The sequence below is a fragment of the Saccharospirillum sp. HFRX-2 genome (assembly GCF_043196805.1).
Taxonomy (GTDB): Bacteria; Pseudomonadota; Gammaproteobacteria; order Pseudomonadales; family Natronospirillaceae; genus Saccharospirillum.
This window is the reverse complement of record NZ_JBEBMU010000010.1, coordinates 61289-85011: the sequence shown is the minus strand read 5'-3', so window position 1 is coordinate 85011 and position 23723 is coordinate 61289. Positions and strand designations below refer to the sequence as shown.

The following is a 23723-nucleotide window of genomic DNA, read 5'->3' as shown; positions in this document are numbered from 1 at the left end:
GAGTAACCGGTGTTCGATCCTAAAGCCATCCTGGCGCAATTGACGTCTGAAGAAAAAGTTCAACTCTTATGTGGCCTGGATGCCTGGCATCTGCGCGGCATTGAACGCCTGGATATTCCTGCCGTTACCCTGACCGATGGGCCTCACGGCGTGCGTCTGAGCGCTTCTTCCACCCTCGATGGCAGCGCAGAACCGGCGACCGTTTTCCCGGTCGAAGCGGCCATGGGCGCCAGCTGGAACACCGAATTAATGAACCAGGCCGCAGCAGCCATTGGCGATGAATGCCAGGCGCTGGGTGTGTCGGTTTTGCTCGGCCCGGGTCTGAACGGCAAGCGCACTCCTCTGGGTGGTCGTAACTTCGAATACTTCTCCGAAGATCCCTTCCACACCGGTGCTATGGCGGCGGCTTTTGTGAATGGGTTGCAGAGCAAAGGTGTCGGCGCTTGCATCAAACACTTCGCCGGTAACGAACAGGAAACCCGCCGTTTTCTGATCAACGCTGAAATCGACGAGCGTACCTTGCAGGAACTCTATGTTGAGCCTTTTGCCAAGGCCATTCGTGAAGCGAATCCGTGGACGGTGATGGGCGCTTACAACGGCGTTAACGGTCCGCATGCCTGCCAGTCTCCCGATCTGTTGCAACGCATTCTGCGTGATCAGTTGGGTTATGAAGGCCTGGTGATGTCCGACTGGGTGGCGGTAAAAGATAAGGTGGCCTCTCACCTCAATGGCCTGGACCTGGAAATGCCCGGTCCGGCTGAACGCGACGAACAATTGTTGGCAGCGCTGGCCAGCGGCGAGCTGCCAGAAAGCGTGTTGGACGAACACGCTTTGCGCGTGCTGGAACTGATCAATCGCAGCCTCGATAACCGTCGCGACGTGAAACCCGATTGGAGCGCACACCACGAAATCGCCGTGCAGTTGGCGACCGAAAGTGCCGTCCTGCTGAAAAACGACCAGCAGCAATTGCCGTTAAACAGCAACCAGCGTCTGGCGGTGATCGGTGATTTCGCGCAAAACCCGCGCTTCCAGGGCGGTGGCAGTTCGCATATGACAGCCCGCCAACTGAGCGATGCACTGAGCGCCATCGGTGCGCGTGCGGAAATCGATTTCGCTCCGGGTTATACCGAAATGAGTGTCAGCGAAGCGCAGAAAAATGAAGCGGTTGCTCTGGCCAGCGACGCCGATGCCGTGGTGTTACTGACCGGCACCACCGACGCCATGGAAAGCGAGGGCTTTGACCGCGCCAATATGAAACTGGCGCCGGATCATATTGAATTGATTAAGGCGGTCGCGGCGGCAAATAAAAATCTGATCGTGGTTTTGCACGCCGGTTCGGCGGTGGAAACCCGTCAGTTTGAAGCCGAGGTGCCGGCGCTGTTGCAAGCCTGGTTACCGGGTGAAGGCGGTGGCGAAGCGCTGGCGCGTTTGCTGTTTGGCGAAGCCAACCCATCGGGCAAGCTGAGTGAAAGTTTTCCGATTCGACTGGAGCATAACCCGACCTATGAGACCTTCCCTGGCACTAAGGAGACGGTCGAATACAGCGAAGGTTTGTTCACCGGTTATCGCTATTACGACACTAAAGAATTGCCGGTGCAGTATCCCTTTGGTCATGGCCTGAGCTACAGCCAGTTTGAGCTGTCTGAACCACAATACGATGCTAGCGCGCGTCGCGTCAGCGTGACCGTCACCAACATCGGTGATCGTGCCGGTGCGGAGGTGGTACAGCTCTATATTCACGACCAGAAGAGTACTTATCGTCGCCCGGTGCACGAGTTGAAAGGCTTTACCAAAGTCTATCTGGAAGCCGGTCAGTCGCAGACGGTCAACATCGATCTGGACGTTCACGCCTTCGCCTATTTCGTGCCGCATCTGGGGCGCTTCGCGGAGGAAAGCGGCCGCTTTGAATTGCGTGTCGGTGTATCGTCACGCGATATTCGCGCGACCCTGTGGGTGGATATTGAATCCGACACCGAGGTGAGAATTTTACCGAACCTCAACGACACCGTGGCGGATTGGCTGAACGACAGTCGCACCAAATCAACCATGCAGGGCGTTTTCGATCGTCTCGGTTTCAACAGTGAACACCAGATGTATGGCATTGCCCTGGGTTTTCCGATTCCGCAGTTGATCGATTTTATTCCGCAGATGGGCTTCAGCCAGGCCGAAGCGGAGCAGACGCTGCAGGATTTGACAGCGACCTTCGAACGACTGAAATAAGTGAAACGAATTAAAAAAGCCCCCGTCGAAGCGCTTCGACGGGGGCTTTTTTTTGCGCCTCTATTAAGGCAACAGCACGGTAGAACCGGTGGTCTTGCGCGCTTCCAGATCCCGATGCGCCTGAGCCACATCTTTGAGTGCATAGGTTTGGTTCACATGGATGGTGACATCGCCACGACCGACCACATCGAACAAACGCTCCGCGCCTTCTTCGAGCAAAGCGCGGGTACTGATATGAGTCGCCAGCGTTGGCCGGGTGACATAGAGCGAACCTTTGGGCGCCAGGATGCCCGGGCTGAAAGGCTCGACCGGGCCGGTGGCGTTGCCGTAGGAGGCCAGCACGCCGAAGGGGCGCAGGGCATCGAGTGACGCCTCGAAGGTGGCCTTGCCGATGGAATCGTAAGCCGCCGCCACGCCTTCACCGCCGGTCAGTTCGCGGGCGCGTTCGGCGATATTCTCTGCACTGTAATTAATGATGTGATCGGCACCGGCGGCCTTGGCCAGTTCGCCTTTGTCGGCGGAACCGACACAACCGATCACCACAGCGCCCAGTTGTTTGGCCCACTGAGTGAGGATCTGACCGACACCGCCGGCGGCGGCATAAACCAGAACCGGATCGCCGGCTTTGACCGGATAAGTGCGGTACAGCAGATAGTGTGCGGTGAGACCTTTAAGCATCATGGCCGCAGCGGTCTGGTCGGTAATGTTATCGGGCAGTTTGAGCAGTTTTTCTGCCGGTATCAGCCGCGCTTCGGTGTAGGCGCCGGGGCACATCGGGTAAGCCACCCGGTCACCTTCTTTTAAACCGGAGACCCCGCTGCCGACGGCTTCGACCACACCAGCGCCTTCCTGCCCAAGCACGGCGGGGAAGTTAGCCGTGGGGTAGAGACCGGTGCGGAAATAGACGTCGATGTAGTTGAGGCCGACGGCGGTCTGTTTGATGCGAACTTCGCCCGGACCGGGATCTCCGACTTGAATGTCTTCCCATTTAAAGACCTCGGGGCCGCCGTTTTGGTGAATGCGGATGGCGTGCGTCATGACCTCTCCTGAATCGATTCGATTGTTTTTCGGTGTTGGTTCGGTGAGTGATGGCGGCAGTTTACTCTGTTGCCGTGCTGGCATCATCCAGCCTTGCGGCGGCGGTTCGCAGCGGGTTTGCGACGCGATGTTTTCCGTTGCCCGCGTCGTGGTGGTTTGCCCAGGCCGGCGAGACCTGCCGGTTGCCAGGAACGCAGCGTGCCGGTCAGCTCCTGCAACTCGCTGACCAAGGGTTGCATGAGCGTTTCATAACGCGCCTGGCCGCTTGCGATGTCACCGAGAATGGATTCCCAGCGCGCGGTGCGATCCGGCAGCGTGAGGCTTTGCGGCAGCGCAGTGATCAGCGCTTTGCCAGCCTCGGTAGCGTGCAAGGCTTTGCCCTGGCGGTGCAAGAAACCGCGCTTGAACAGCACTTCCAGAATACTGGCGCGGGTGGCTTCGGTGCCCAGACCGTCGGTTTCTTTGAGTACCTTTTTCAGCTCCGTGTCGGCGACAAAACGGCTGATGCCGGTCATGGCCGCCAGTAAGGTGGCTTCGGTAAAAGGCTTGGGTGGTTGCGTTGCTTTTTCGCGGATCTCGGCGTTTGCACAGTGCACCTGGTCGCCTTCCTTCACAGAGGGCAAAACCGTCTCGGCTTCGTCTTGTTTGCTGGGAAAGAGCGCTTTCCAACCCGCAACCAGTGTTTGTTTGGCCTGGGCGCGAAACAGTCCACCGGCCAGCCGTGCTTCGATTTTTTGTTCGCGGCGTTGCCAGGCTGGCAGGAACTGCGCCAGATAAGCGCGGCTGACCAGATAATAAATTTTCGCCTCGTCTTCACTGAGCCGGGTCACAGTTTTTCCGGTGGGAATGATGGCGTGGTGTGCGCCGACCTTGGCGTCGTTCCAGGTACGGCTTTTCTGGCTGAGGTTCAGTTGCGGCCAGGCGGCGTCGAGGCGGTTGTCGTTCAACACCTTCAGGCTGGCACGAATGGCGCTGGTGACCTGGGCGGCCTCGGCATGATGTTCGCTGGGCAGATAACGACAGTCCGAGCGCGGGTAGGTAATGGCCTGGTGTTTTTCGTACAGACTCTGCGCCAGATCGAGCACTTTTTGCGCGCTGAAACCAAACACCTTGTTGGCTTCCATCTGCAAATTCGACAGGCTCGGCGGTAAGGGCGCGTGCTGATTGCTGGTGTTTGCGCTGGCCAGGGTGATGTCGCCATCCTGCCCCTGAACGGTTTTCACGACGTGCTCAGCCAGCGGTCGCGACAGGTTACGGCCATCATCATCCAGCCAGGCTTCGCAGGCCTCGCTCGGTTGCCATTGAGCAGCAAAACCTTCGCCGGCTTGGGTTGTTAGTTGCGACCAGACTTCGTAATAGGGTCGGCTGGTAAAGGCGTCGATGGCGCGATCGCGATCAACCACCAAACCCAGTACCGGCGTCTGCACCCGGCCGATGGAGAGCACGCCCTGATAACCCGCGTTACGGCCGCCAAGCGTGACTGCCCGGGTCAGGTTGATGCCATACAGCCAGTCGGCGCGTGCCCGTGCCAGAGCTGAGACGGATAAAGATTGGAAGTCGCGGTTGGGTTGCAGTTTATCCAATGCACGTTTCACCGCGCTTGGGTTCAAATCGTTGATCAGGCAACGCTGGGTGCTGTCGAGCTTGGCTTTGGGCACCTTTAAATAGTGCAGCACTTCATCGACTAAGAGCTGACCTTCTCGGTCCGGATCGCCGGCGTGAATCAGTTGATCCGCCTGTTTGACCAGTTTGCGCACCACCGCAAGCTGCTTGGCGGTCTGGCGTTTGGCCTGGTATTGCCACTGGTCGGGCAAAATGGGCAGGGTGTTGAATGACCATTGCTTGAACGCCGGGTCGTAAGCGTCGGGCTCTGCCTGCTCCAGCAAGTGGCCGATGCACCAGGTCACCACCGTATCGCCGACGGTGACGCAGCCGTCCTGGCGTTGCTGTTGACCGGGCAGGGCGGCGGCAATGGCGCGCCCGAGGCTGGGTTTTTCGGCGATAAATAAGCGCATGGCAATCAGTGTTGAGATATGGATGTATATACAGTATTGGCTCGTGCCGTCCAGCGCAAGGCGCGGCCCCTACTCAGCGCGGCCCAAACCGGTATAATCGCCGCTTTGGCAAACCCCATTCTCCTGCCGAGCGATTTCCGGAGTCCGCATTCTGATGAGTGACAAGCCGTCCAACTTTCTCGCCACCCTGATCGAAGACGACCTGAAAAGTGGTAAGCACGACAAGATCGTGACCCGCTTTCCGCCAGAGCCCAATGGCTATCTACACATTGGTCATGCCAAATCCATCTGCGTCAATTTCGGTCTGGCCGAGCAATTTGGCGGCGTCTGCAATTTGCGGTTTGACGACACCAATCCGGAAAAAGAAGAGCAGGAATACATCGACTCGATCAAAGCCGATATTAACTGGCTCGGTTTTGAGTGGGTGGGTAAAGAAAAATACACCTCCGATTATTTTGATCAGTTGTACGACTGGGCGGTCGAGCTGATTAAAAACGGCGACGCCTACGTCTGTGATCTCAGCGGCGAAGAAGCGCGCGAATACCGCGGCACTTTAACTGAGCCGGGTCGCAACAGTCCTTATCGTGAGCGCAGCGTCGAGGAAAACCTCGATCTGTTTGCGCGCATGAAAAACGGTGAGTTCGATGACGGAGCCAAATCATTGCGCGCCAAAATCGATATGGCGGCACCGAATATGAATCTGCGCGATCCGGTGTTGTATCGCATCCGTCGCAAGGAACATCACCAGACCGGCAACAAGTGGTGCATCTATCCGAGCTACGATTTTGCCCATGGTCAGTCCGATGCGCTGGAAGGCGTGACGCACTCAATCTGTACGCTGGAATTCGAAGATCACCGTCCGCTTTATGACTGGTTTATCGAAAAACTGCCGGTGCCGGCGGTACCGCATCAGTACGAATTTGCGCGGCTGAATGTGAACTACACCGTGACTTCCAAGCGCAAGTTGAAGCGTTTGGTAGATGAAGCTGTGGTCGATGGTTGGGACGACCCGCGTATGCCGACCATCAGTGGTATGCGCCGGCGCGGTATTACCCCAGCGGCGCTGCGTCACTTTGCCGATATGGTCGGCACCAGCCGCGCCGGTGGCGTGGTGGACTTGGGTATGCTCGACCATGCCATTCGTGAAGACCTGAACGATAACGCGCCGCGGGCCATGGCGGTGTTGAATCCGTTGAAGGTGGTGCTGAGCAATTTGCCGGATAATCACCGCGAAGTGTTCACCGCGGCAGGGCATCCAAATCGCAGCGACCTGGGTGAACGCGAGCTGCCGTTCACCCGCGAAATCTATATCGACCGCTCCGACTTCAATGAAGATTCCAGCCTGTCACGGAAGAAATTCAAGCGACTGGTTTTGGGTGAGTGGGTGCGTTTGCGCAACGCCTACATCATTCAGGCCGACGAAGTGATCAAGGACGCCAGCGGCGAAATTATTGAGATTCGCGCCACGGCTGTTGAAGGCACCGTCGGCGCCGATGCACCCGAAGGTGTGCGTCCACGCGGGGTGATTCACTGGGTATCGGCGAGCGAAGGTTTGCCGGCGGAAGTGCGTCTCTATGACCGATTGTTCGATCACGAAACCCCGGATCGTGGTGGTGATGATTTTATGCAGTACATCAACGCTGAATCTCTGGCGACACTCAGTAACTGTGTGGTCGAGCCCAGCCTGGCGCAGGCCGCACCGGAAGCTGCCTTCCAGTTTGAGCGCGAAGGGTATTTTGTGCTCGACCGCTATGACGGCGGCAACGGCAAACTGGTGTTTAACAAGACCATCGGTTTGAAGGAAACCTGGACTCGAAAAGTATAAAAATTGATCAGTAATCTTTCTTATTGCGGATAATTTTTGTACTAGACTTGACCCGAAAAAGGAGTTTTTGGGTCAGGTTCACCGATGATCAAACGTATTCCTATCCGCAGCCTTAAAGTCGGAATGTACATTTCCGACATGAATACTGATTGGATTCCGCACTACAACTACAGTCGTCGCGGCAAAATCGGCTCCGACCTTGTGGTCGAAAAAATCCGCAAGCTCGGCGTTCGCGAAGTCTATATCGATACCAGTAAAGGCCTGGATTCACCCGATGGCGTGCCCTGGGATGAGATCGAGCGCGACAACCACGCTCAGTTGCTCAAGGTTGGTGAGCAGACACCCTACAACCGTCCGCGCGTTGAACTGGCCAGCGAACGCGACCACGCCGATGCATTACACGGCGAAGCCAAAACCCTGATCAACACCCTGATGGCGGACGTTAAACTGGGCCGCGCCATCGATATGGGTTCGGTTAATGGGGTCGCCGAGAGTTTACTGGAGTCGGTGTTTCGCAATCACAACGCCCTAACTTGTCTCGGTCGCATCCGTCATAAAGATTCCTATTTGATGGAGCACTCGGTGAATTTGTCGGTGCTGATGTCGGTCTACGGTCGTTATCGCAAATTACCCTACGAGGTACTGCACCAGATTATGGTCGGCGCTTTGTTGCACGACATCGGCAAGACGATGATTCCCGATGAGGTCTTGCACAAACCCGATCGGCTCAATGACGAAGAATTCGAAATCATTAAACGTCACGCTCTGTACAGTAAGGAAATTTTGGAGCAGACCGAGGGCGTGTCCGAGCTGACTATTCAGGTTGCCGCTCAACATCACGAAAAAATGGATGGCAGTGGTTATCCATTTGGACTCAATGGCGAGCAAATCAGCGAATACGGACGCATGACGGCCATCGTCGATGTTTATGACGCCATTACCGCCGATCGTGTCTATCACCGGGGTATTCCACCAACGGCTGCCATGAAGAAGCTCATTGAATGGAGTGATCATCATCTGGACCGGAAACTGGTGGATATTTTTATCCAGTGTATGGGGATTTACCCGGTCGGTTCTTTGGTGGAAATGAACAGCGGTTTGATGGGCGTCGTGATCGAAATCAATGAACACGATCAGATGACGCCAACCGTACGCCTGTTTCAGAGTTATCGATCCGGTCAGCCGGTTCCCTGGCGAGTGCTGGACTTATCGGTTCCGGGCTGTCAGGACGCTATTAAACGCGCGCTCGATCCACTGAAAGAAGGCGTGCAACTGGCGCAGTACATCTGATCGAGGTCGGTGGTGCTACTGGTCCTGACCAGGCTTGCCGAGCGCTTCGTCGATGCTATCAATAATGTGCAGTAATTGATGGGCGGGCAGGTCGCGTTGCTGATCAAAATACTGATCGGCGTAGGGCTTAACCAGCGCACCACAGGGCAGGGCTCTGTCGGCTTCAAGCAGTGCACGCAGGCGTTGGATGTAGATCCATTGCAACCACTGTGGCAGCGTCAGCGTATCGACCGCAAAGGGCGCAGTGCTGGCCAGGGCTTCGGCGCTGGGTGGAACGTCACTCCACAAATTCAGCCGACGCAGTTCGGTTTCCAGGTTGTCCAGTAAAGTTGCAATCTGAGCCACTGTCACTCCGGTGGTTTCGGTTATTGATAAAATGATTCGCGCTGAATTCTAGCGGTAACCGTCGAATCTGTCAGGCCGGCGGTTGAGCGTGTAGAATCGGCCCCGCTTTTTAACCAGTGTAGACAAAATGCAAGCCCCCACACGCCTCGGTGAATTTCTCGATCAAAGCGGTGCGCGCTACCGCTTGTTCGATCTCGGCAGTCAGTTAAGACGTCTGCCCCGTGAAGACTGGCAACGCTTTGATCAAGGCGGTGCCTATCCTTATCCCTATCTCAATCATGCCTGGTTGGTGTTGCTGTTGTGGCATCCGGATAATCGTCAGCAGCACGCCATCTGGTTTATGAAATTACCACTGGATGAACAGGCCGGTTTGCCGGCGCCCATTGCGGCGGATGTGTTGAACCGTTTAATGAAAGCGCTCGCTACCTCTGATGCCGATGAGCGCCAACGCCTGTTGACCGACCATCCGTATCAGTTCAAACCGGACGACCCCAAGATGGCCGCGCTGCATGCGCGCGCCGGTCGTATTCTCGGTGCGCCGCCGAGTCAATATTATGACGACGCTTATAACTATCTGCTCGGTTCGGCCCAACCGGATAGCTGGCAGGCCATAGGTCTGCAAGGCATCGCCGAGGTGTTGGAGTTGGCCGATGACAAGGCGCAAAAACAGCTGGCACAACGGCTGACTCAGTTGCCGCTGGAACCACGGCTGCAGGTATTGCAAATGCTGGAACATCATCGTCCGGTGTTGGCCTTGACCGAGACCATCATTGCGCTGGCTGATGCTCAGGCGGAGGTCGCGCAGGATACCGCGGCGCTGCGTGCTTTATCGCAAAGTGATGCCATTGGTCTGTTGCGGGGCTTTATCAGTCGGGCGCTGAATCGCCATCCGGATGCGCTCGATCTGGTACTGGCGTTATTGAGCCGACATCCAGCTTTACTCGACGATACCGACTTGAGTCTGGTGGCGTTAGATCGTCTGGCGCAGCTGGCCGATCAGGATGGCTTTAATCGAGTGGTGCAGGGTTTGGCGTTACAACCCGGTTTGGCCGGTTTGGTGTTGCAGGTGATGCGTCACCCTAATCGATCAGAACGACTGGCCGTTGCCATGGGTGGTTTGCTGGATGCCAAGCGGAGTGTGCAATGAGCGCCTGTCCTTGCGGTCGTCCGGCCGATTACCGTCAGTGTTGTGGTCGGTATCTTGAGCAAGGCGCCACAGTGCCAGACTGTGAAACGCTGATGCGCAGTCGTTATACCGCCTTTGTTCGACAAGACTTGTCGTACTTGTTAGCGAGTTGGCATCCAACGAGCTGTCCGGATTTGCAACCGGCTGATCTGGAAGGGTCGACCTGGCTGGGGTTAGAAGTGCTGCGCAGCAAGACCGGTTTTAAAAAAGGTTACGTCGAATTCCGTGCGCGCTATCGCGATGAACATAAAACCGAACACAGCCTGCACGAAATTTCCCGTTTTACGCAGCATAAAAAGCGTTGGGTTTATCTGGATGAAATTGACGCCTGGCCGGGCGATTAATCAGTGCGCTGCATCAGATTATTTGGCTCGGTAACCGTTTCAAAACCATAGCGTTGGTACAGGCTGGCGGCCGTCTTGGTGGCCAGCATAAAGCGACGTAATCCTTGCAGCCGTTCATCAGCCAATATCGCTTCAATCAAGAGTTTTCCCAGCCCCTGTCCTTGTGCCTGCGGCACAATAAAAACATCGGCGAGATAGGCAAAGTGCACCTGATCGGTAGTGACGCGGGCAAAACCAATTTGCTGACCGTCGCGGTAAATTCCCCAACATAATGAATGTTCAATGGCACGGGCAACGCGTTCGCGCGTAATACCCGGGCTCCAATAACTGTTGGTCAAAAAGTCGTGAATCACATCCAGGTCAAGACGGTTTTTATCGCTGCTGATGTCGATGGTCATGCCAGTATCTCGCTCACCGATTTCAATTCGCCGCTGCGGAAAGAGCCCGCAATGATTTGGCTGACGGCAGTGGCAACTCGATCCGGTTGTACCAGTGCTCCCTGTTGCTGAAAGGCGCGGAATTCTTCCACGTCGGCAAACTGACTGGCGTCGCTGCCACGAATTTCGGCCTGCATTTCGGTGTCGATCAATCCCGGGCTGATGCGCAATGTCTGGATAGGATGATCGGCGTTTTGTTGCTCTTCGGCGATCGATTCAGCCAGTCGTTCCAAACCGGATTTTGCCAGACAATACAGACTCCAGCCGCCGATACCGGTTTGGGCCGCACCCGAGGAAATAACCGCCAGGGTTTTGCGCGCTGGCGCGTCTTGAAAGTGCTGCAGAAATAAACCTGCGGCCGAGACATTTAAGGTCAGATTCACATCCAGATTTTGCCACCAATCGCGCGGTACGCTGGAAGACAGCGGACCGATAGGACCGATCTGAGCTGCGTTAAGAATTACCACCACCTCATCCCAGTCGCGGCTGGCCTGAACGCGGAATTCAGCGTCGATGACATCGATGGCTGCTTCGCGGCGGCTGAAGTCGGCATCGATATGAGTGTCGCCGGACCCGGAGCGGGAGAACTCGCGCACCGTCCAGCCTTGTTGTTGATACTGCTTAACCAGTTCGGCGCCGAGACCGCGTGAGCCACCGGTCATCAGGCAGAGTTTATTACTCATCGTTGTTCTCCTAAGGCGTTTGCGACCGCTGTTTTTAAAGGCGGAAGAATATCAGTTTCGAACCAGGGGTTGCGCTTTAGCCAGGCATTATTGCGTGGGCTGGGGTGCGGCAATGCCTGACGATGGTTATTCAGACCTAGGCGGACCGCGCTGGTCAGATCGGTGGCCTCAGGCCAGTGCCAGTTCAAGGCGTGGCGGCCAATGATCAGTGTTAACTGCAGGGATGTCAGTTGTTCCAGCAAGGCTTGTCGCCAGGCTGGCGCGCATTCCGGACGCGGCGGCGCATCGCCACTTTTAGCCCGGCCTGGATAGCAAAAACCCATGGGGATAATGGCGACCTGGGTCGGGTCGTAAAACTGTGTTTGGTCCAAGCCGAGCCAAGCGCGTAAGCGTTCGCCGCTGGCATCGAGAAACGGCTGACCGGCCTGGTGCGAGCGCAACCCCGGTGCCTGGCCGGCGATCAACAGCCGAGCCCGTCGATCGAATTGCAGGATAGGGCGCGGCGGCTCCGGCAACTGAGCCTGACATAGGCGGCAGGCGCGGACTCTGGCTAATAGATCATCGGACATGCGCCCATGATAACAAGGTCGGAGCCTAATCGGTCAGCAGCAAACCGACCAAGGCTTCGGGTGCATCTTCCTGCACCAGATGACCGGCACCTGCAATCAGTTCTGGTGATGGTAGCTGCAGTAAGCGTGCGAGTTCCTGACCCTGAGCCGGTGGAATAAAGGTATCTTCAGCGCCCCAGATCAGCCGGGTCGGGCAGGGCGGTTGTTGATAGAGCGGTTGCAGTTCTTCGATAGCGGCGCTGTTTGACTGCGCAATCCAGCGGTAGAACGCCGCCTGGCCGGCTTCGTCCTGCCATGGCTGGAAGTAGCTTTGGTGTGCTTCAGCCGATAAGGGTTGGTAGGCCGCATTCTGAATATAGGCCGCAAACATGGCCTGGTGGGCGTAGCTGGGCAGACCGGCGAAGGCCGCTTCGTGTTCGCGTACATGGGCAAAGAAGGGTGACCCGGAAGGTAATACCGCCACTGCATCCAGCAGCGTCAGTCGGCTCATTTGTGCACCTTCGATAAAGAGCGCACGCAGAGCTGCCAGACCACCAAAATCGTGTGCCAGCACCTCAGGCTGTGCCAGTTGCCAATGAACGAGCAGGGCTTTTAGCAGCCGTCCCTGTATCTGCGAGGGCACGTCGGTCGGCTTGTCAGACGCACCGGAGCCGAGCAGATCGAAGAAATAGAGCCGGTAGCGCCGCGCCAGACTGGGCGCAATGCGTCGCCAGACCTGGCTGGAGAACGGAAAGCCGTGCACCAGTACCAATGCTGGTCCGTTGCCTAAAGTACCCCAGGCGACTGCATGACCCTCGAACTCAAAGTGTCGATCCAGATTGAGCATTGCCTTCTCCTGTAACTATTAAATTCAATTTAATGGTATTTGAGATAACAAAGATTGCAACCGTTAATAAAAATTTATAGGTTACAGTCATGAAGTACGCATGGCAGACCTTAGCGCCCTTCGGTGGGCATCCTTTTCTCGACTTCCTCAACAGCATTGATGAGGAGGATAAGCAGCGTTCAGCCAGTGCATTGCCGGATTGGCCGGCTTTGCTGAGCTGGGCGGTGACCTTTGAATTGCTGGATCAGCAGGAAGCCAGCGAACTGCAAACCTGGCCCGATAAGCGCGCCGATGCGGAATATCAGCGCTTGCTCGAACTGCGGGAAACCGGCTACCGCGTTTTCAGTGCGCTGGCGGCTCAGCGTGAACCCGATGCAACCGATCTGGATGAGTTGGCGCAGACGGCTGCCATGGCGGTGGTGGCGTCAAAGCTGGTGGCTCAGGATGGTAAGGCGCTCAATTGGCAGGTCGATCGCACCGCCAAGCAGAGTTTGGTGGCTGTTCGATTAGGGCTTGAGTTGTTGGATCTGTTGTCGCATTCCGATTTGTCTCGGCTCAAAGAATGCGGTCGCTGCACCGGTTTGTTTCTCGATCATGGTCGCGGCCGCGGCCGTCGTTGGTGTCGTATGCAAAGCTGTGGCAACCGCGAAAAGGTGGCCCGGCATAGAGCGCGTTGATAAAAAACCAACCAAGGTGGAAAGCGCTGGTTTCAGGCCTTGAAATAGTTGACCAAAGCACTCAGGTATAGCGCCAGTTCAGTTCGCTTCACCTGCCGAGGTACGCATGGAAACCAGCCTGAAAATATCCACCGCCGCGCGCGATTTTCTCATTCAGTTATTGGCGCGTCAGAAGGTGGAGGGTATGGCCGCGCGCTTGTTTGTCAGCGACCCAGGCACGCCGCGTGCCGAAACCTGTCTGGCCTATTGCCGCCCCGGTGAAGAACAGCCGACCGATACCCGTCTGGAAGTCGGCGAAGGCTTGGTGTTATTTCTGGAAAAAGCCAGCCTGCCTTATTTGAAAGACCTAGAAATGGGCATTCAGGAGGACGAACGCGGTCAGCGACTGACCATCAAGGCGCCCAACGCCAAAACCCCCGGCAGTGTTGGCGATAGCCGTATTCTGCTGCGCGATTGCGCGGCACGACAGGTGCCGTCGGGTGCGGCGACGACCTTGCCCGAAGGCGCCGAAGTGCGCATCACCCAGTCGCTCGGTGGCAGTTATACGCTGATTTACGGCGGCAATATGGTGCGTGTCGATGGCAGCGACGCCGATGCTTTGGGGCTGGAGCCTAATGGTCTCAGCTTTGAGGCGCCGGCCGATGGTCGCATCAGTGAGGAGCAGGTTTGGCAGGCGTTGGCGACGGTTTATGACCCGGAAATTCCGGTCGACATTGTTAATCTCGGCCTGGTTTATAAGCTCGATATCGATCAGGAAAAACACAGCGTTGCTGTTGAGATGACGCTGACCGCGCCCGGCTGCGGCATGGGTGATGTGCTGGTTGGCGATGTGAAATTCCGCCTGGCTCAGGTGCCGCATGTGCAGCAAACGGATGTCGAGCTGGTGTTCGACCCGCCCTGGCAGCAGCACATGATGAGCGAAGAAGCCCGACTGGAAACCGGGCTGTTTTTCTAAACGGCCAACCGGGCTGTTTTTCTAACATTTTCCGGCCGGCTCAGCGGATTGTTTAGGAGCCCGGTTCGGTCAAAAATCCCAACGACTGTATCCCCGAGCGCTGAATCGCCGCCATGGTTTTGGCGACGTGCTCGTAGGCAACGGCGCGGTCGCCACGCAGATGAATCGGCGGTTGCGGGTCCCGTGCCGCCGCTGCCGCCAGCCGGCTTTCCAGCTCATCGAAACTCACCGCGGTACTGTTCCAACTCAAATCACCGCCAGCGCCGACCGAAATGGTAATGGTGTCGGGCGTGGCTTCGGTGGGGGTGTTATCGGCTTCCGGTAAATCCAGATTCACCGAATGGGTAATCACCGGCACGGTGATAATAAAGATGATCAGCAGCACCAACATGACGTCCACCAGCGGTGTCATGTTGATTTCGCTCATGACTTCGTCGTCTTGATTGCCGCCGCCAAAGGCCATCTCAGTTCGCTCCTCTTTTGCCGGTTTTTATCACCGTCGGTGTGCCGGTAATGAGATAGGCGTGCAACTGGCTGGCAAAGCGATCTAGCCGGCCCAGAATGCCTTTGTTGCCGCGCGTGATGGCGTTGTAACCGAGCACGGCGGGAATCGCCACGGCCAGACCGAAGGCAGTCATAATCAAGGCTTCACCGACCGGACCAGCGACCTTATCGATGCTGGCCTGACCGGACACACCAATACCGACCAGAGCGTGATAAATCCCCCAGACGGTGCCGAACAGACCGACGAAAGGCGCGGTGGAACCGACCGATGCCAGGATCGCCAGGCCGCGTTGCATGCGTTCACGGCTTTCATCGAGCGCGCTGCCGATGGCGGTGGTCAGCCAGTCGGTCAGCGGTAACTGACTGTTGAGGTTATCGCCGTGAGTGCGGTGATAGTCGAGCGCATCGCGGCCTTTGACCGCCAGCAACCGATAGGGGTTTTGCGGCGTGGCCGGTTGCAGGTGCTCCAGCGCCTCGTTGAAATCGTGCGCCTGCCAGAAGGCATCGAGTGATTTCGCCTGACGTCGCAGCCGCCACAGATCGAGACCACGGATCACAATCACCAGCCAGCTGGCCAATGACATCAACAGCAGCAGGATGGCCACACCCTTGATGATGGCGTCGCCTTGGGTCCATAACGCCTCCAGGCCATAAGGATTATCCAGTGTGGTTTCATGCATCACAGCGTGCTCACTTCAGTTCGAAATTGATGGGTTGGCGGAACCAGTAATCAATGGCTTCACCGTTCTGTGTGGCCGGCACATAGCGCCAGCGCCGTACCGCATCCATGGCTGTTTCGTCGAGACGGTCGTAGCCGCTGGACTGGAGCAGGCGAATATCACCCACGCTGCCATCGGCGAGAATCAATACTTCTAAGACCACTTCACCTTCATGGCCCAGCCGCGCTGAGCGCCGTGGATAGGCGGGCGATGGATTGTCCAGATGGGCGGCATCTGAGCGTGGCGCAACGATGGGCGCGCCCTCGGTTTCGGCGTCTTCGGTATAAAGGTCCGCCAGAGCTTCATTAATCTGTGGTGTTGATGCCTGCTCGGTTTCCAGTTCCGGTTCGGGCTCCGGTATTGGTTCAGGTTCGGGAACAGGTTCCGGCTCGGGTTTTGGAACAGGCACCGGTTCAGGCTCAGGAATAGGTTCTGGCTCAGGCTCGGGTACCGGCTCTTGCACCGGTTCGGGTTCTGGCTCGGGTTTAGGTTCCGGCGGTGTTGCCACCGCAGCCGGTGCTTGCACCGATTCCGCTGCCGGCACCGGTATCAGCATGCCGCTGACGGTCGGTGGTTTAACCACCAGCGAATCCGAAGGACCGGCCAGAAAGGCCGATGCCAGAACGGCGGCATGCAAACCCACGACGAACAGGAAGACAGCGATGTTCAGGCTGAGCTGGCGCCATTGGGTAGAGCTGTCATTCATCGTGAATCGTCGTTTGCCGTCTGGTTGTGAAAGTAAGTCGGGTATAAGCCGGTGTTTCCTGCCGCTGTCGATCCATACCACTGCAGGCGGGCGCCAAGCTTAAAGTTGCCAAGAACAACTATCAAGAGCGGTTGAGAGGCAGTCTCACTATCGATGTCCGTATCGGCCGTTTACAGGATGAAACATCAGAGTAGAATGATAATAATTATTATTTGTAATTGTGAAGAGGTTCGTCGTGGACGCACTATCCAGATCGGGAGTCGCCACTCTGTATCAGCAACATCAGCCCTGGCTGTACAGCTGGTTATGCCGCCGTCTGGGCTGTGAGTTCGATGCGGCTGATCTCAGCCAGGATACCTATGTACGCCTGATGGTAGCTGGCCGCTTGCCTGAACCACAGCGGGCACGTGCCTTTCTAGCGCAGATTGCTCGCGGTCTGGCGGTGGATCTGCACCGCCGTCGCGCGCTGGAACAAGCCTATCTGGAGGCGCTGCGTGCGCTGCCGGAAGCGGTGGCGCCTTCGGCCGAACTGCAGCAGATGACACTGCAGGTGCTCAGTCATCTGGATCAGGCGCTGGACACCTTGCCGGACAAGGTCCGCCAGGCCTTTTTGCTGTCCCGCTTTGAAGGCCTGACCTATGCACAGATTGCCAAACGTCTGGAGGTGTCGGTCGCCTCAGTGCGGCATTACATGCTGCAAGCGGCCACGCTCTGTCTGGTGACCTTCGAGGCGTTGGCCTGATGATCACCCGGCAGGTACAGCAACTGGCGGACCGGGCGCAGGTCTCCGCTCAGGTGATGAGCGAAGCGCTCGGCTGGCTGGTGCAGCAGTGGTCGAACGAATCCGCAACGCAGAACGATGCCGAGTTGCAGCGCTGGTTGCAGCGTGGCGCCGAGCAACAGCGCGCCTGGCAACTGGTGCAAGGGGTACATCAGCGTCTCGATGCGGTTGCCGATCCGGCCGCGGCTCAAGGCTTGCGCGCCGCCCATAAAGCCGCCGTCAGCCGCCGTCAGGCGTTGCAGTTGCTCAGCTTGCTGGGCGTTGCAGTACTGGGCGGTTATGGCGCCAGTCAAAGCCAGTGGCTCGCCCGCCATGGCGCCGGTGTGCGTACCGCCACCGGGGAAATCCGCTCGTTGACACTGCCTGATGGCAGTCAGTTGACGCTGAACACCGCCACCGCCGTTAACCTGCATTTCGATGCGCTGCAGCGTCAGTTGGCGCTGCTGGAAGGTGAAATTCTGATCGAGACGGCAACAGACAGCCAACAGCCGGCGCGGCCTTTCGCGGTGACCACAGAGCTGGCGCTGTTGGAACCGCTGGGCACGCGTTTTGTGGTGCGCCAGACACAGGACGGCAGCGGTCAGTTGACGGTTCTGGAAGGCGCGGTGCGCTTGCGTTTGCATCAGTCGGCGCAGTCTCAGGTTATCGATGCCGGCATGACCGCCCACTACAACGCCCAGCGCATCGAACGGCTCGGCCCGGCTCAGGAAGGTGCCGACTGGAGCGATGGTCGCCTGGTGGTTGAACGGCAGCCGCTGGGCCAGGTGCTGGACGAACTGAACCGCTATCGGGCGGGCGTGATTCACTACCAGCCGGAAGCCGGCGAGTTAATGGTGTCGGGGACTTTTCCGGTCAACAACACCGATCAGGCGCTATCGATGCTGGCCAGTGCCTTGCCAATTCAGGTCAATGCCAGGCTGCCATTCTGGGTGTCGGTAAAAAAAATCGCTGATTGATTAGCACTTTTTTTATCTCGTTCGGGAAACAGAGAAAGCGCTTTGTTTTTCTCTACCCTGAACGAGGAATCACTATGCATTCATTTCGATTTAAGCTTGGTGCTCAAGCTTGGCGTCCTTATCTGTTCGCCGCCTTGCTGCCGTTGACGGCACTGGCGCCGCTAACCCCGGCGCTGGCAGAAACCGCCAGCGCCAGCCGCCAGACCTATAGCATCGCCGCCGGTCCTCTGGACCGGGCCCTGACTGACTTTGCCCGCGCGGCCGGTGTGTTGCTGGCGGTCGATGCTGCGCAGACGGCCGGCAAAACCAGTCCCGGATTAAGCGGCGCCTTCACCATCGATGCTGGCTTTGATGCCTTGTTGGCCGGTACCGGCTTGCGCGCGGTACGCACCGCTGACGGCAGTTTTAATCTGGAAGCGGCTAACGAAGGCGTACTGCCGACGGTGACGGTATCGGGCAATGTGATTGATCCGAGCCAACGCCAGATGGTGGTCAGCAGCGATGCGATCGAGCGGGGCCAGGCGTCGGATCTGAACGAGGTGTTTCGCCAGCAGCCGGATGTCAGCGTGGGTGGCTCGGCGGCCGTGGCGGAGAAAGTCTATGTGCGCGGTTTGGAAGATCCGCTGCTGAATATCTCTATCGATGGCGCCAGTCAGTCCGGTCGCCTCTACCATCACGCCGGTCGGCTCAGTATCGAACCCGATCTGCTGGAACGGGTTGAAGTCGAAGCGGGCGCGGGTGCGGCGACCGCCGGTCCCGGTGCGCTCGGTGGTGCCATCCGCTTTGTCACCAAGGATCCGGACGATCTGCTGGCCGACGATCAGCGTTTCGGCGGCAAGGTTTCCAGCGCTTATTTCACCAATGGCGATGGCTATAAAGTCAATCTGACCGGCTATGGTCGTATTACCGACGCCTGGAGTGCATTGCTGTCGGTGAGCCAGGCGGAACAGGACGATATCGAAGACGGCAACGGCGATACCATGGCCGGCACCGCGTCCTTGCAGCAGGTCGGTTTTGCCAAGCTGGTGGGGGAGCTGACTGATGCGCAAACACTGAAAGTCAGTTACGACTACCGTATTGACGACGGCGAACGGCCGCGACGGCCACAGTGGGCGGCAGCACCATCGAACCCGCTGTTTCCTCTGGAGATCGAACGCGCTACGACCACCATCAATTATGAACTGGCACCGGCCAATGACCCTTGGCTCGATCTGGCCGTGACCCTCTACAACACTGACTCGCAAATCACCCAGGATGGTGCCTTCGGTCTCTATACCGGCCGTTCGATCAGCCAGGGCCTGAATCTGCATAACACCCTAAAGCCTGGCGCTCATGAACTGACACTGGGTGTGGATTACCGCCACGATGAACTCACCGCCGGCCCGGCCGACACCGATCCGGAAGAACTGCGCGATACCAACGCCGTGGTGGGTGTCTACGCTCAGGATAACTGGCGCCTGAACGACGCCTGGCAGCTCAGCGCCGGCGCGCGTTATGACCGCTACGACCGCACCGACCATAACGACCAGTCCTATGAAGAAGCCGGTTTCAGTCCCAATGCTCAGCTAAGCTGGCAGGTGACTGAGCAACTCAGCAGCTACGCGCGTTACGCCGAAGCCTTCCGTGGACCGCTGTCGCCGGACGCCTTTGTGTTGGATGGCGGCACCAACGATCCCGATCTGAAAGCCGAGCGGGCCAGCAACCAGGAAGTGGGCGTTGAATATGCGACTCGCCAGTGGTTTGTCGCCGCCAAGCTGTATCAGTCTCGCATCGACAATGTGATTGAAGAGCCGGGTTACACCAATAACTACGAGAACATCGGTACGCTGGAAACCCAGGGTTATCTGCTCAGCGGTGGTTTTGAGTTGGGCAGTTGGAGCGGCCAACTGGGTTATCACGTTAACAGCGCCGAGCTCGAAGGTGATCCGCTGAACGCCTACGACCACCCGGGTGTGGGTAACTCCATCGGCAATACGCTGACCGCCAGTGTTGATTGGTTGATGAACGACGCCTGGCAATTCGGTTGGGAACTGACCTGGGTGCAGGATTTGAATGATCTGGAAACCTCGGCTGGCGACATCGATAAGCCGGGTTATCAGGTGCACGATGCCTACGCCCGTTGGCAACCGGACTGGGTCGAGGGACTGGAGTTCAATGTGAGCGTCAGCAACCTCTTTAATGAGGCCTACCTGGATCACGCCACCAACGCCAGCTATCAGCATTTCTCCGGCTACGACATGGTGATCGGCCAGCTCGAACCGGGCCGCGATGTTCGCCTGGAAACCAGCTGGCGCTTTTAAGCAATAGCTTCTGAAAAATTTTCCCCTTCAAGGCCGCGCTCGTTTTGTGACGATCCTGGCCTTTTCTGTCTGGTCAGTGTCATCGCCTTTAGTCAGAATGGCGCTCGAATGACAGAGGGAAAATTCCATGGGCTGTTCTGATCGTCCGGGCCTGACGCCGTTGGCAGATGGGCTTGCGCATTTACTCGAGCTTCTGGTGCCGCTTGCCGGAGCTGAAAGCGTTGCCTTGAGCGACAGTCTTGGCCGGGTGACCGCCACCGCCATCCGCGCTGAATCGCCGGTGCCGGCCTGGGATAATTCGGCGATGGATGGCTACGCCTTGCGTCGCGCTGATCTGCTGGCCGATAAACCCTTGCCGGTCCAGGGGCGTTCGCTGGCCGGTCAGCCTTATACCGAACCGCTCAGACCCGGCTATTGCATCAGGGTGATGACCGGTGCCGTACTGCCCGCCGGTTGTGATGCCGTGGTGATGCAGGAAGACGCTGAGGTCAGCGACGCCGGCGTGACCTTCGACAAGGTCCCAGAAGAGGGCAACAACATTCGCCGCGCGGGTGAAGACTGCCGAACCGGTGATCGACTGCTACCCGAAGGCCATCGCATTCGGCCTCAGGATGTGGCGTTGCTGGCCAGTGTCGGTTGCGCTGAAGTGAGTGTGCGACCGCAACTGAAGGTGGGTCTGTTGGCGACCGGCGATGAACTGCGCCAGCCGCATGAAACCCTGGGCATAGGTGATCTTTATGATTCCAACCGGCCGGCGTTGCACGCCATGCTCAGTCGTTTGGGGGTTGAGGTGCACGACTATGGCGTGGTCGCCGACGATCCTGATCAACTGCGCAGCGTGCTGCAACAGGCCGATGCTGACTGTGACCTGGTCATTACCAGCGGCGGTGTCAGCGTCGGTGAGGCCGATTACACCCGCCAGATTCTCGGCGAGCTGGGGGAGATTGAAATCTGGAAGCTGGCGATCAAACCAGGCAAGCCTTTGGCCTTTGGTCGTCTGAGCAACAGCTGGTTTATTGGTCTGCCGGGCAATCCGGTGTCGTCTGTGGTGACTTTTCATCTGGTCGCCACGCGCGCTATCCGCAAGCTGCAAGGTCAGCCGGATAAAGCGCTGCCGACTTTGGTTGCCACCACCACTGCGGCCATTAAAAAAACACCGGGTCGCATGGATTTTCAGCGCGGTGTCTGGCGTCAAACGGAAGCTGGCGTTGAAGTGCGACCAACGCGCGCTCAGCAGGCTTCACACATTCTCGGTTCGATGACCGAGGCTAATTGTTATATCGCACTGGAGCAGGAGCGCGGCAGCGTGGCCGCCGGCGAGACGGTGACGCTGTGGTTGTTCGACGAACTGTTCGGCGGCTGAGCGTTACGCCGGCCGTTGCCGGTTCTTGCGCACTTGCCCGGGCGCTTCGCCGAATACCCGTTTGAACGCCCGGCTGAACGCGGCTTCGCTGCGATAACCCAAACGATCGGCCACCGTCATCATCGAATCTGCGCTGTTTTCCAGTTGCAGCCGCGCCGTCTGCATGCGCCAGCGAGTCAGGTAGCGCATTGCCGGTTCGCCCATCAATTCGGTAAAACGCGCACTGAAACCCGAACGCGACAGGCTGGCCAGTTGCGCCAGTCGTTCAACCGTCCAGTCTTGCTGCGGATGCCGATGCATGGCCGCCAGCGCGCGGCCGAGCTGTTTGTCGCGCAGCGTCGCCAGCCAGCCGGTACTGGCCTGGGGGCTGTTGCGCAGCCAGTTGCGAATGACCTGAATGATCAGAATGTCGGTCAGGTGCGACATCACCGTCTCACCGCCGGGGCTGAGCTGCTGCGCTTCATACGCCATATAACGCAGCGTGCTTTGCAGCCAGCTGCCTTCCGCTTCTTCCCAGCTATTGATCACCATCACCGACGGCAACGAGCGAATCAGCTGCTGGCCGGCGGCGTGGTCGAAGCGGGCCACACAGCAGATGGCGCGGCAGACCTCGCCGTCGCCACCAAACTGCATGATGTCGTAGCGTTCGCTGATATGCTGCGCCGGAATATCAAACAACGGCGTCGCCGCGCCATCCACGGTACTGGCGATGCAGTGGCCGCGACCGTGCGGCAGCATCACCAGGCTGCCTTGGGGCAGATGCACCGGCGCCTCGCCATCGGCCAGCGTCAACCAGCAATGTCCGGCGGTGACGACGTGAATCATCAGACAGTCGTCGAAGGGTGGCATCTCGATGCCCCAGGGCGCGCGCAGTTCCGACTGGCAATAGAAAATGCCGCTGAGTTTCAACAGGTGCAGGGCTTCGCCTAAATAGTCGTTGTGTTCGGGCACCACCGGTTGATCCGTCATCGCTTTCACCTGAATGTGGGTTGGCTAAATCATCGCTTATTTTGATCGAAAATCCATTGGCTTTGGATTTTCGATCAAGGAGTCCGGTGTTCTGGTTATATCCAGTCCAATGGCCAGCGCCAACAATAGCGTCTCTTCATCCACCCCTTAAATGATGACCAGAGGCTAAACAACATGACCACTCCATTCCCCATCTTGATTCTCGGCAAACAGGCCAAAACCGGCGCGCGCGTCGATGCGTTGTTGCGCAACCGTGGCATTGCCACACGTGCGGTGTCGCGCTCCACCGAACCGAGCTTCGACTGGTATCAGCCCGACACCTGGCCGGCTGTGCTGGACGGTGTGCAACAGGTCTATATGACCTTTCAGCCGGATCTGGCGATCCCGCAAGCGGAGTCCATCGTCACGGCGTTTTTCGAGGCGGCGAAACAGGCCGGAGTGCAGCATCTGGTGTTGCTGTCCGGCCGTGGCGAAGACGGCGCCGAGCGGGCCGAACAGGTGCTGATCAACAGCGGCTTGCGCTGGAACGTGGTGCGGGCGTCCTGGTTTGCGCAGAACTTCAGCGAGAGCTTTCTGACGCCCTCGGTAATAAGCGGAGAAGTGGCCTTGCCGGTGGGCGATGTGCTGGAGCCATTCGTCGATTGCGACGACATCGCCGAAGTGGCGGTAGCGGCGTTAACCCAACCGGAACTGGCGAATCGATTGTTCGAAGTCACCGGCCCGGAATTGCTGACCTTTGACGATTGTGTTGCTCAGATTGCCAAAGCGACCGGCCGCGACATTCGTTTTCGATCGGTACCGATTGACGGCTATCTGGGTTATTTGCAGGAACTGGGTTTGAGCGAGGCGGAACTGTGGTTGTTGCGCGAGTTGTTCACGCAAGTGCTGGACGGCCGCAACAGTCATCTGACGTCGGGCGTTAGCGACGCCCTGGGTCGCCCGCCGCGTCGCTTTGCCGATTACGTCGCCAAGGCCCAGCGCAACGGAGCCTGGGGTTGAACGTCGATGAACGACC

23 protein-coding genes are annotated in these 23723 nt (G+C 57.9%); 12 read left to right on the top strand and 11 right to left on the bottom strand.

The annotated features are described in order from the left end of the window. Window positions 1-9 precede the first annotated feature (9 nt). The gene (locus ABMA60_RS16845) at window positions 10-2220 is read left to right on the top strand and encodes a glycoside hydrolase family 3 C-terminal domain-containing protein (RefSeq protein WP_392805552.1); all 2211 of its coding nucleotides are present in this window, start codon (window positions 10-12) and stop codon (window positions 2218-2220) included. A gap of 63 nt (window positions 2221-2283) precedes the next feature. Here the strand turns inward: ABMA60_RS16845 and ABMA60_RS16840 are convergent, their stop codons facing one another. Together ABMA60_RS16840 and ABMA60_RS16835 are read right to left on the bottom strand one after the other, a co-directional pair. Beyond that, window positions 2284-3258: a quinone oxidoreductase family protein gene (locus ABMA60_RS16840; RefSeq protein WP_392805550.1), complete on the bottom strand. Its 975-nt coding sequence runs from the start codon at window positions 3256-3258 to the stop codon at window positions 2284-2286. Window positions 3259-3341: 83 nt separating this feature from the next. Further along, window positions 3342-5273, bottom strand: coding sequence for a DNA topoisomerase III (locus tag ABMA60_RS16835; protein WP_392805547.1), 1932 nt, complete (start codon window positions 5271-5273; stop codon window positions 3342-3344). A 154-nt stretch (window positions 5274-5427) separates the two neighbouring features. Between ABMA60_RS16835 and ABMA60_RS16830 the strand changes: the two genes are divergently transcribed. Both ABMA60_RS16830 and ABMA60_RS16825 read left to right on the top strand, forming a co-directional pair. Further along, window positions 5428-7098, top strand: a complete 1671-nt coding sequence (locus ABMA60_RS16830; protein WP_392805544.1) for a glutamine--tRNA ligase/YqeY domain fusion protein — start codon at window positions 5428-5430, stop codon at window positions 7096-7098. An 84-nt stretch (window positions 7099-7182) separates the two neighbouring features. Further along, window positions 7183-8388, top strand: a complete 1206-nt coding sequence (locus ABMA60_RS16825) for an HD-GYP domain-containing protein (RefSeq protein ID WP_392805542.1) — start codon at window positions 7183-7185, stop codon at window positions 8386-8388. Window positions 8389-8403: 15 nt separating this feature from the next. Here the strand turns inward: ABMA60_RS16825 and ABMA60_RS16820 are convergent, their stop codons facing one another. Beyond that, window positions 8404-8733, bottom strand: a complete 330-nt coding sequence (locus ABMA60_RS16820; protein ID WP_392805539.1) for a YqcC family protein — start codon at window positions 8731-8733, stop codon at window positions 8404-8406. A gap of 127 nt (window positions 8734-8860) precedes the next feature. Between ABMA60_RS16820 and ABMA60_RS16815 the strand changes: the two genes are divergently transcribed. Continuing rightward, window positions 8861-9880 (top strand): DUF3549 family protein, encoded by a 1020-nt coding sequence (locus tag ABMA60_RS16815; RefSeq protein WP_392805537.1) that lies wholly within the window; start codon window positions 8861-8863, stop codon window positions 9878-9880. Continuing rightward, entirely contained in the window at window positions 9877-10263 is a 387-nt protein-coding gene (locus tag ABMA60_RS16810) for a YchJ family protein (RefSeq protein WP_392805535.1), read from the top strand. Before ABMA60_RS16815 ends, ABMA60_RS16810 begins: the two co-directional genes overlap by 4 nt. On the opposite strand, the gene ABMA60_RS16805 is transcribed toward ABMA60_RS16810, so the two are convergent. From ABMA60_RS16805 to ABMA60_RS16790, 4 genes are read right to left on the bottom strand one after another with little or no spacing between them, the layout of a single operon-like run. Then, entirely contained in the window at window positions 10260-10661 is a 402-nt protein-coding gene (locus ABMA60_RS16805; RefSeq protein WP_392805532.1) for a GNAT family N-acetyltransferase, read from the bottom strand. The genes ABMA60_RS16810 and ABMA60_RS16805 overlap by 4 nt on opposite strands. Beyond that, the gene (locus ABMA60_RS16800) at window positions 10658-11383 is read right to left on the bottom strand and encodes an SDR family NAD(P)-dependent oxidoreductase (protein ID WP_392805529.1); all 726 of its coding nucleotides are present in this window, start codon (window positions 11381-11383) and stop codon (window positions 10658-10660) included. Before ABMA60_RS16800 ends, ABMA60_RS16805 begins: the two co-directional genes overlap by 4 nt. Beyond that, on the bottom strand, window positions 11380-11952 hold the full coding sequence (locus tag ABMA60_RS16795; RefSeq protein WP_392805526.1) for a uracil-DNA glycosylase family protein: 573 nt from the start codon (window positions 11950-11952) through the stop codon (window positions 11380-11382). Before ABMA60_RS16795 ends, ABMA60_RS16800 begins: the two co-directional genes overlap by 4 nt. Before the next feature lie 25 nt (window positions 11953-11977). Then, window positions 11978-12778 carry an alpha/beta fold hydrolase gene (locus tag ABMA60_RS16790; protein ID WP_392805523.1) on the bottom strand — a complete coding sequence of 267 codons (801 nt, stop codon included), beginning with the start codon at window positions 12776-12778 and terminating at the stop codon, window positions 11978-11980. A gap of 89 nt (window positions 12779-12867) precedes the next feature. On the opposite strand from ABMA60_RS16790, the gene ABMA60_RS16785 reads away from it, so the two are divergent. Both ABMA60_RS16785 and sufT read left to right on the top strand, forming a co-directional pair. Continuing rightward, window positions 12868-13455: a CGNR zinc finger domain-containing protein gene (locus tag ABMA60_RS16785; RefSeq protein WP_392805521.1), complete on the top strand. Its 588-nt coding sequence runs from the start codon at window positions 12868-12870 to the stop codon at window positions 13453-13455. A 106-nt stretch (window positions 13456-13561) separates the two neighbouring features. Then, complete coding sequence (gene sufT, locus ABMA60_RS16780) at window positions 13562-14410, top strand: putative Fe-S cluster assembly protein SufT (RefSeq protein ID WP_392805519.1); 849 nt, start codon at window positions 13562-13564, stop codon at window positions 14408-14410. Window positions 14411-14462: 52 nt separating this feature from the next. On the opposite strand, the gene ABMA60_RS16775 is transcribed toward sufT, so the two are convergent. Genes ABMA60_RS16775 through ABMA60_RS16765 form a run of 3 tightly spaced genes read right to left on the bottom strand, consistent with a single transcriptional unit; the run spans window position 14463 to window position 16339 of the window. Next, window positions 14463-14873, bottom strand: a complete 411-nt coding sequence (locus ABMA60_RS16775; RefSeq protein WP_392805517.1) for an ExbD/TolR family protein — start codon at window positions 14871-14873, stop codon at window positions 14463-14465. A 1-nt stretch (window position 14874) separates the two neighbouring features. Continuing rightward, window positions 14875-15594, bottom strand: a complete 720-nt coding sequence (locus ABMA60_RS16770) for a MotA/TolQ/ExbB proton channel family protein (RefSeq protein ID WP_392805514.1) — start codon at window positions 15592-15594, stop codon at window positions 14875-14877. A gap of 10 nt (window positions 15595-15604) precedes the next feature. Further along, window positions 15605-16339 carry an energy transducer TonB gene (locus ABMA60_RS16765; RefSeq protein WP_392805512.1) on the bottom strand — a complete coding sequence of 245 codons (735 nt, stop codon included), beginning with the start codon at window positions 16337-16339 and terminating at the stop codon, window positions 15605-15607. Window positions 16340-16574: 235 nt separating this feature from the next. Between ABMA60_RS16765 and ABMA60_RS16760 the strand changes: the two genes are divergently transcribed. The 4 genes from ABMA60_RS16760 to glp all read left to right on the top strand — a co-directional run bounded on the left by ABMA60_RS16760 (window position 16575) and on the right by glp (window position 21739). Further along, complete coding sequence (locus tag ABMA60_RS16760) at window positions 16575-17081, top strand: sigma-70 family RNA polymerase sigma factor (RefSeq protein WP_392805510.1); 507 nt, start codon at window positions 16575-16577, stop codon at window positions 17079-17081. Then, entirely contained in the window at window positions 17081-18076 is a 996-nt protein-coding gene (locus ABMA60_RS16755) for a FecR domain-containing protein (RefSeq protein WP_392805507.1), read from the top strand. Before ABMA60_RS16760 ends, ABMA60_RS16755 begins: the two co-directional genes overlap by 1 nt. Before the next feature lie 74 nt (window positions 18077-18150). Next, complete coding sequence (locus ABMA60_RS16750) at window positions 18151-20376, top strand: TonB-dependent receptor domain-containing protein (protein ID WP_392805504.1); 2226 nt, start codon at window positions 18151-18153, stop codon at window positions 20374-20376. A gap of 127 nt (window positions 20377-20503) precedes the next feature. After that, on the top strand, window positions 20504-21739 hold the full coding sequence (glp, locus tag ABMA60_RS16745) for a gephyrin-like molybdotransferase Glp (protein WP_392805501.1): 1236 nt from the start codon (window positions 20504-20506) through the stop codon (window positions 21737-21739). Between the two features lie 3 nt (window positions 21740-21742). On the opposite strand, the gene ABMA60_RS16740 is transcribed toward glp, so the two are convergent. Continuing rightward, entirely contained in the window at window positions 21743-22708 is a 966-nt protein-coding gene (locus ABMA60_RS16740) for a cupin domain-containing protein (RefSeq protein WP_392805498.1), read from the bottom strand. Window positions 22709-22882: 174 nt separating this feature from the next. Here ABMA60_RS16740 and ABMA60_RS16735 point away from each other — a divergent pair, with 174 nt between their 5' ends. After that, on the top strand, window positions 22883-23707 hold the full coding sequence (locus ABMA60_RS16735; RefSeq protein WP_392805495.1) for an NAD(P)H-binding protein: 825 nt from the start codon (window positions 22883-22885) through the stop codon (window positions 23705-23707). Window positions 23708-23723 lie beyond the last annotated feature (16 nt).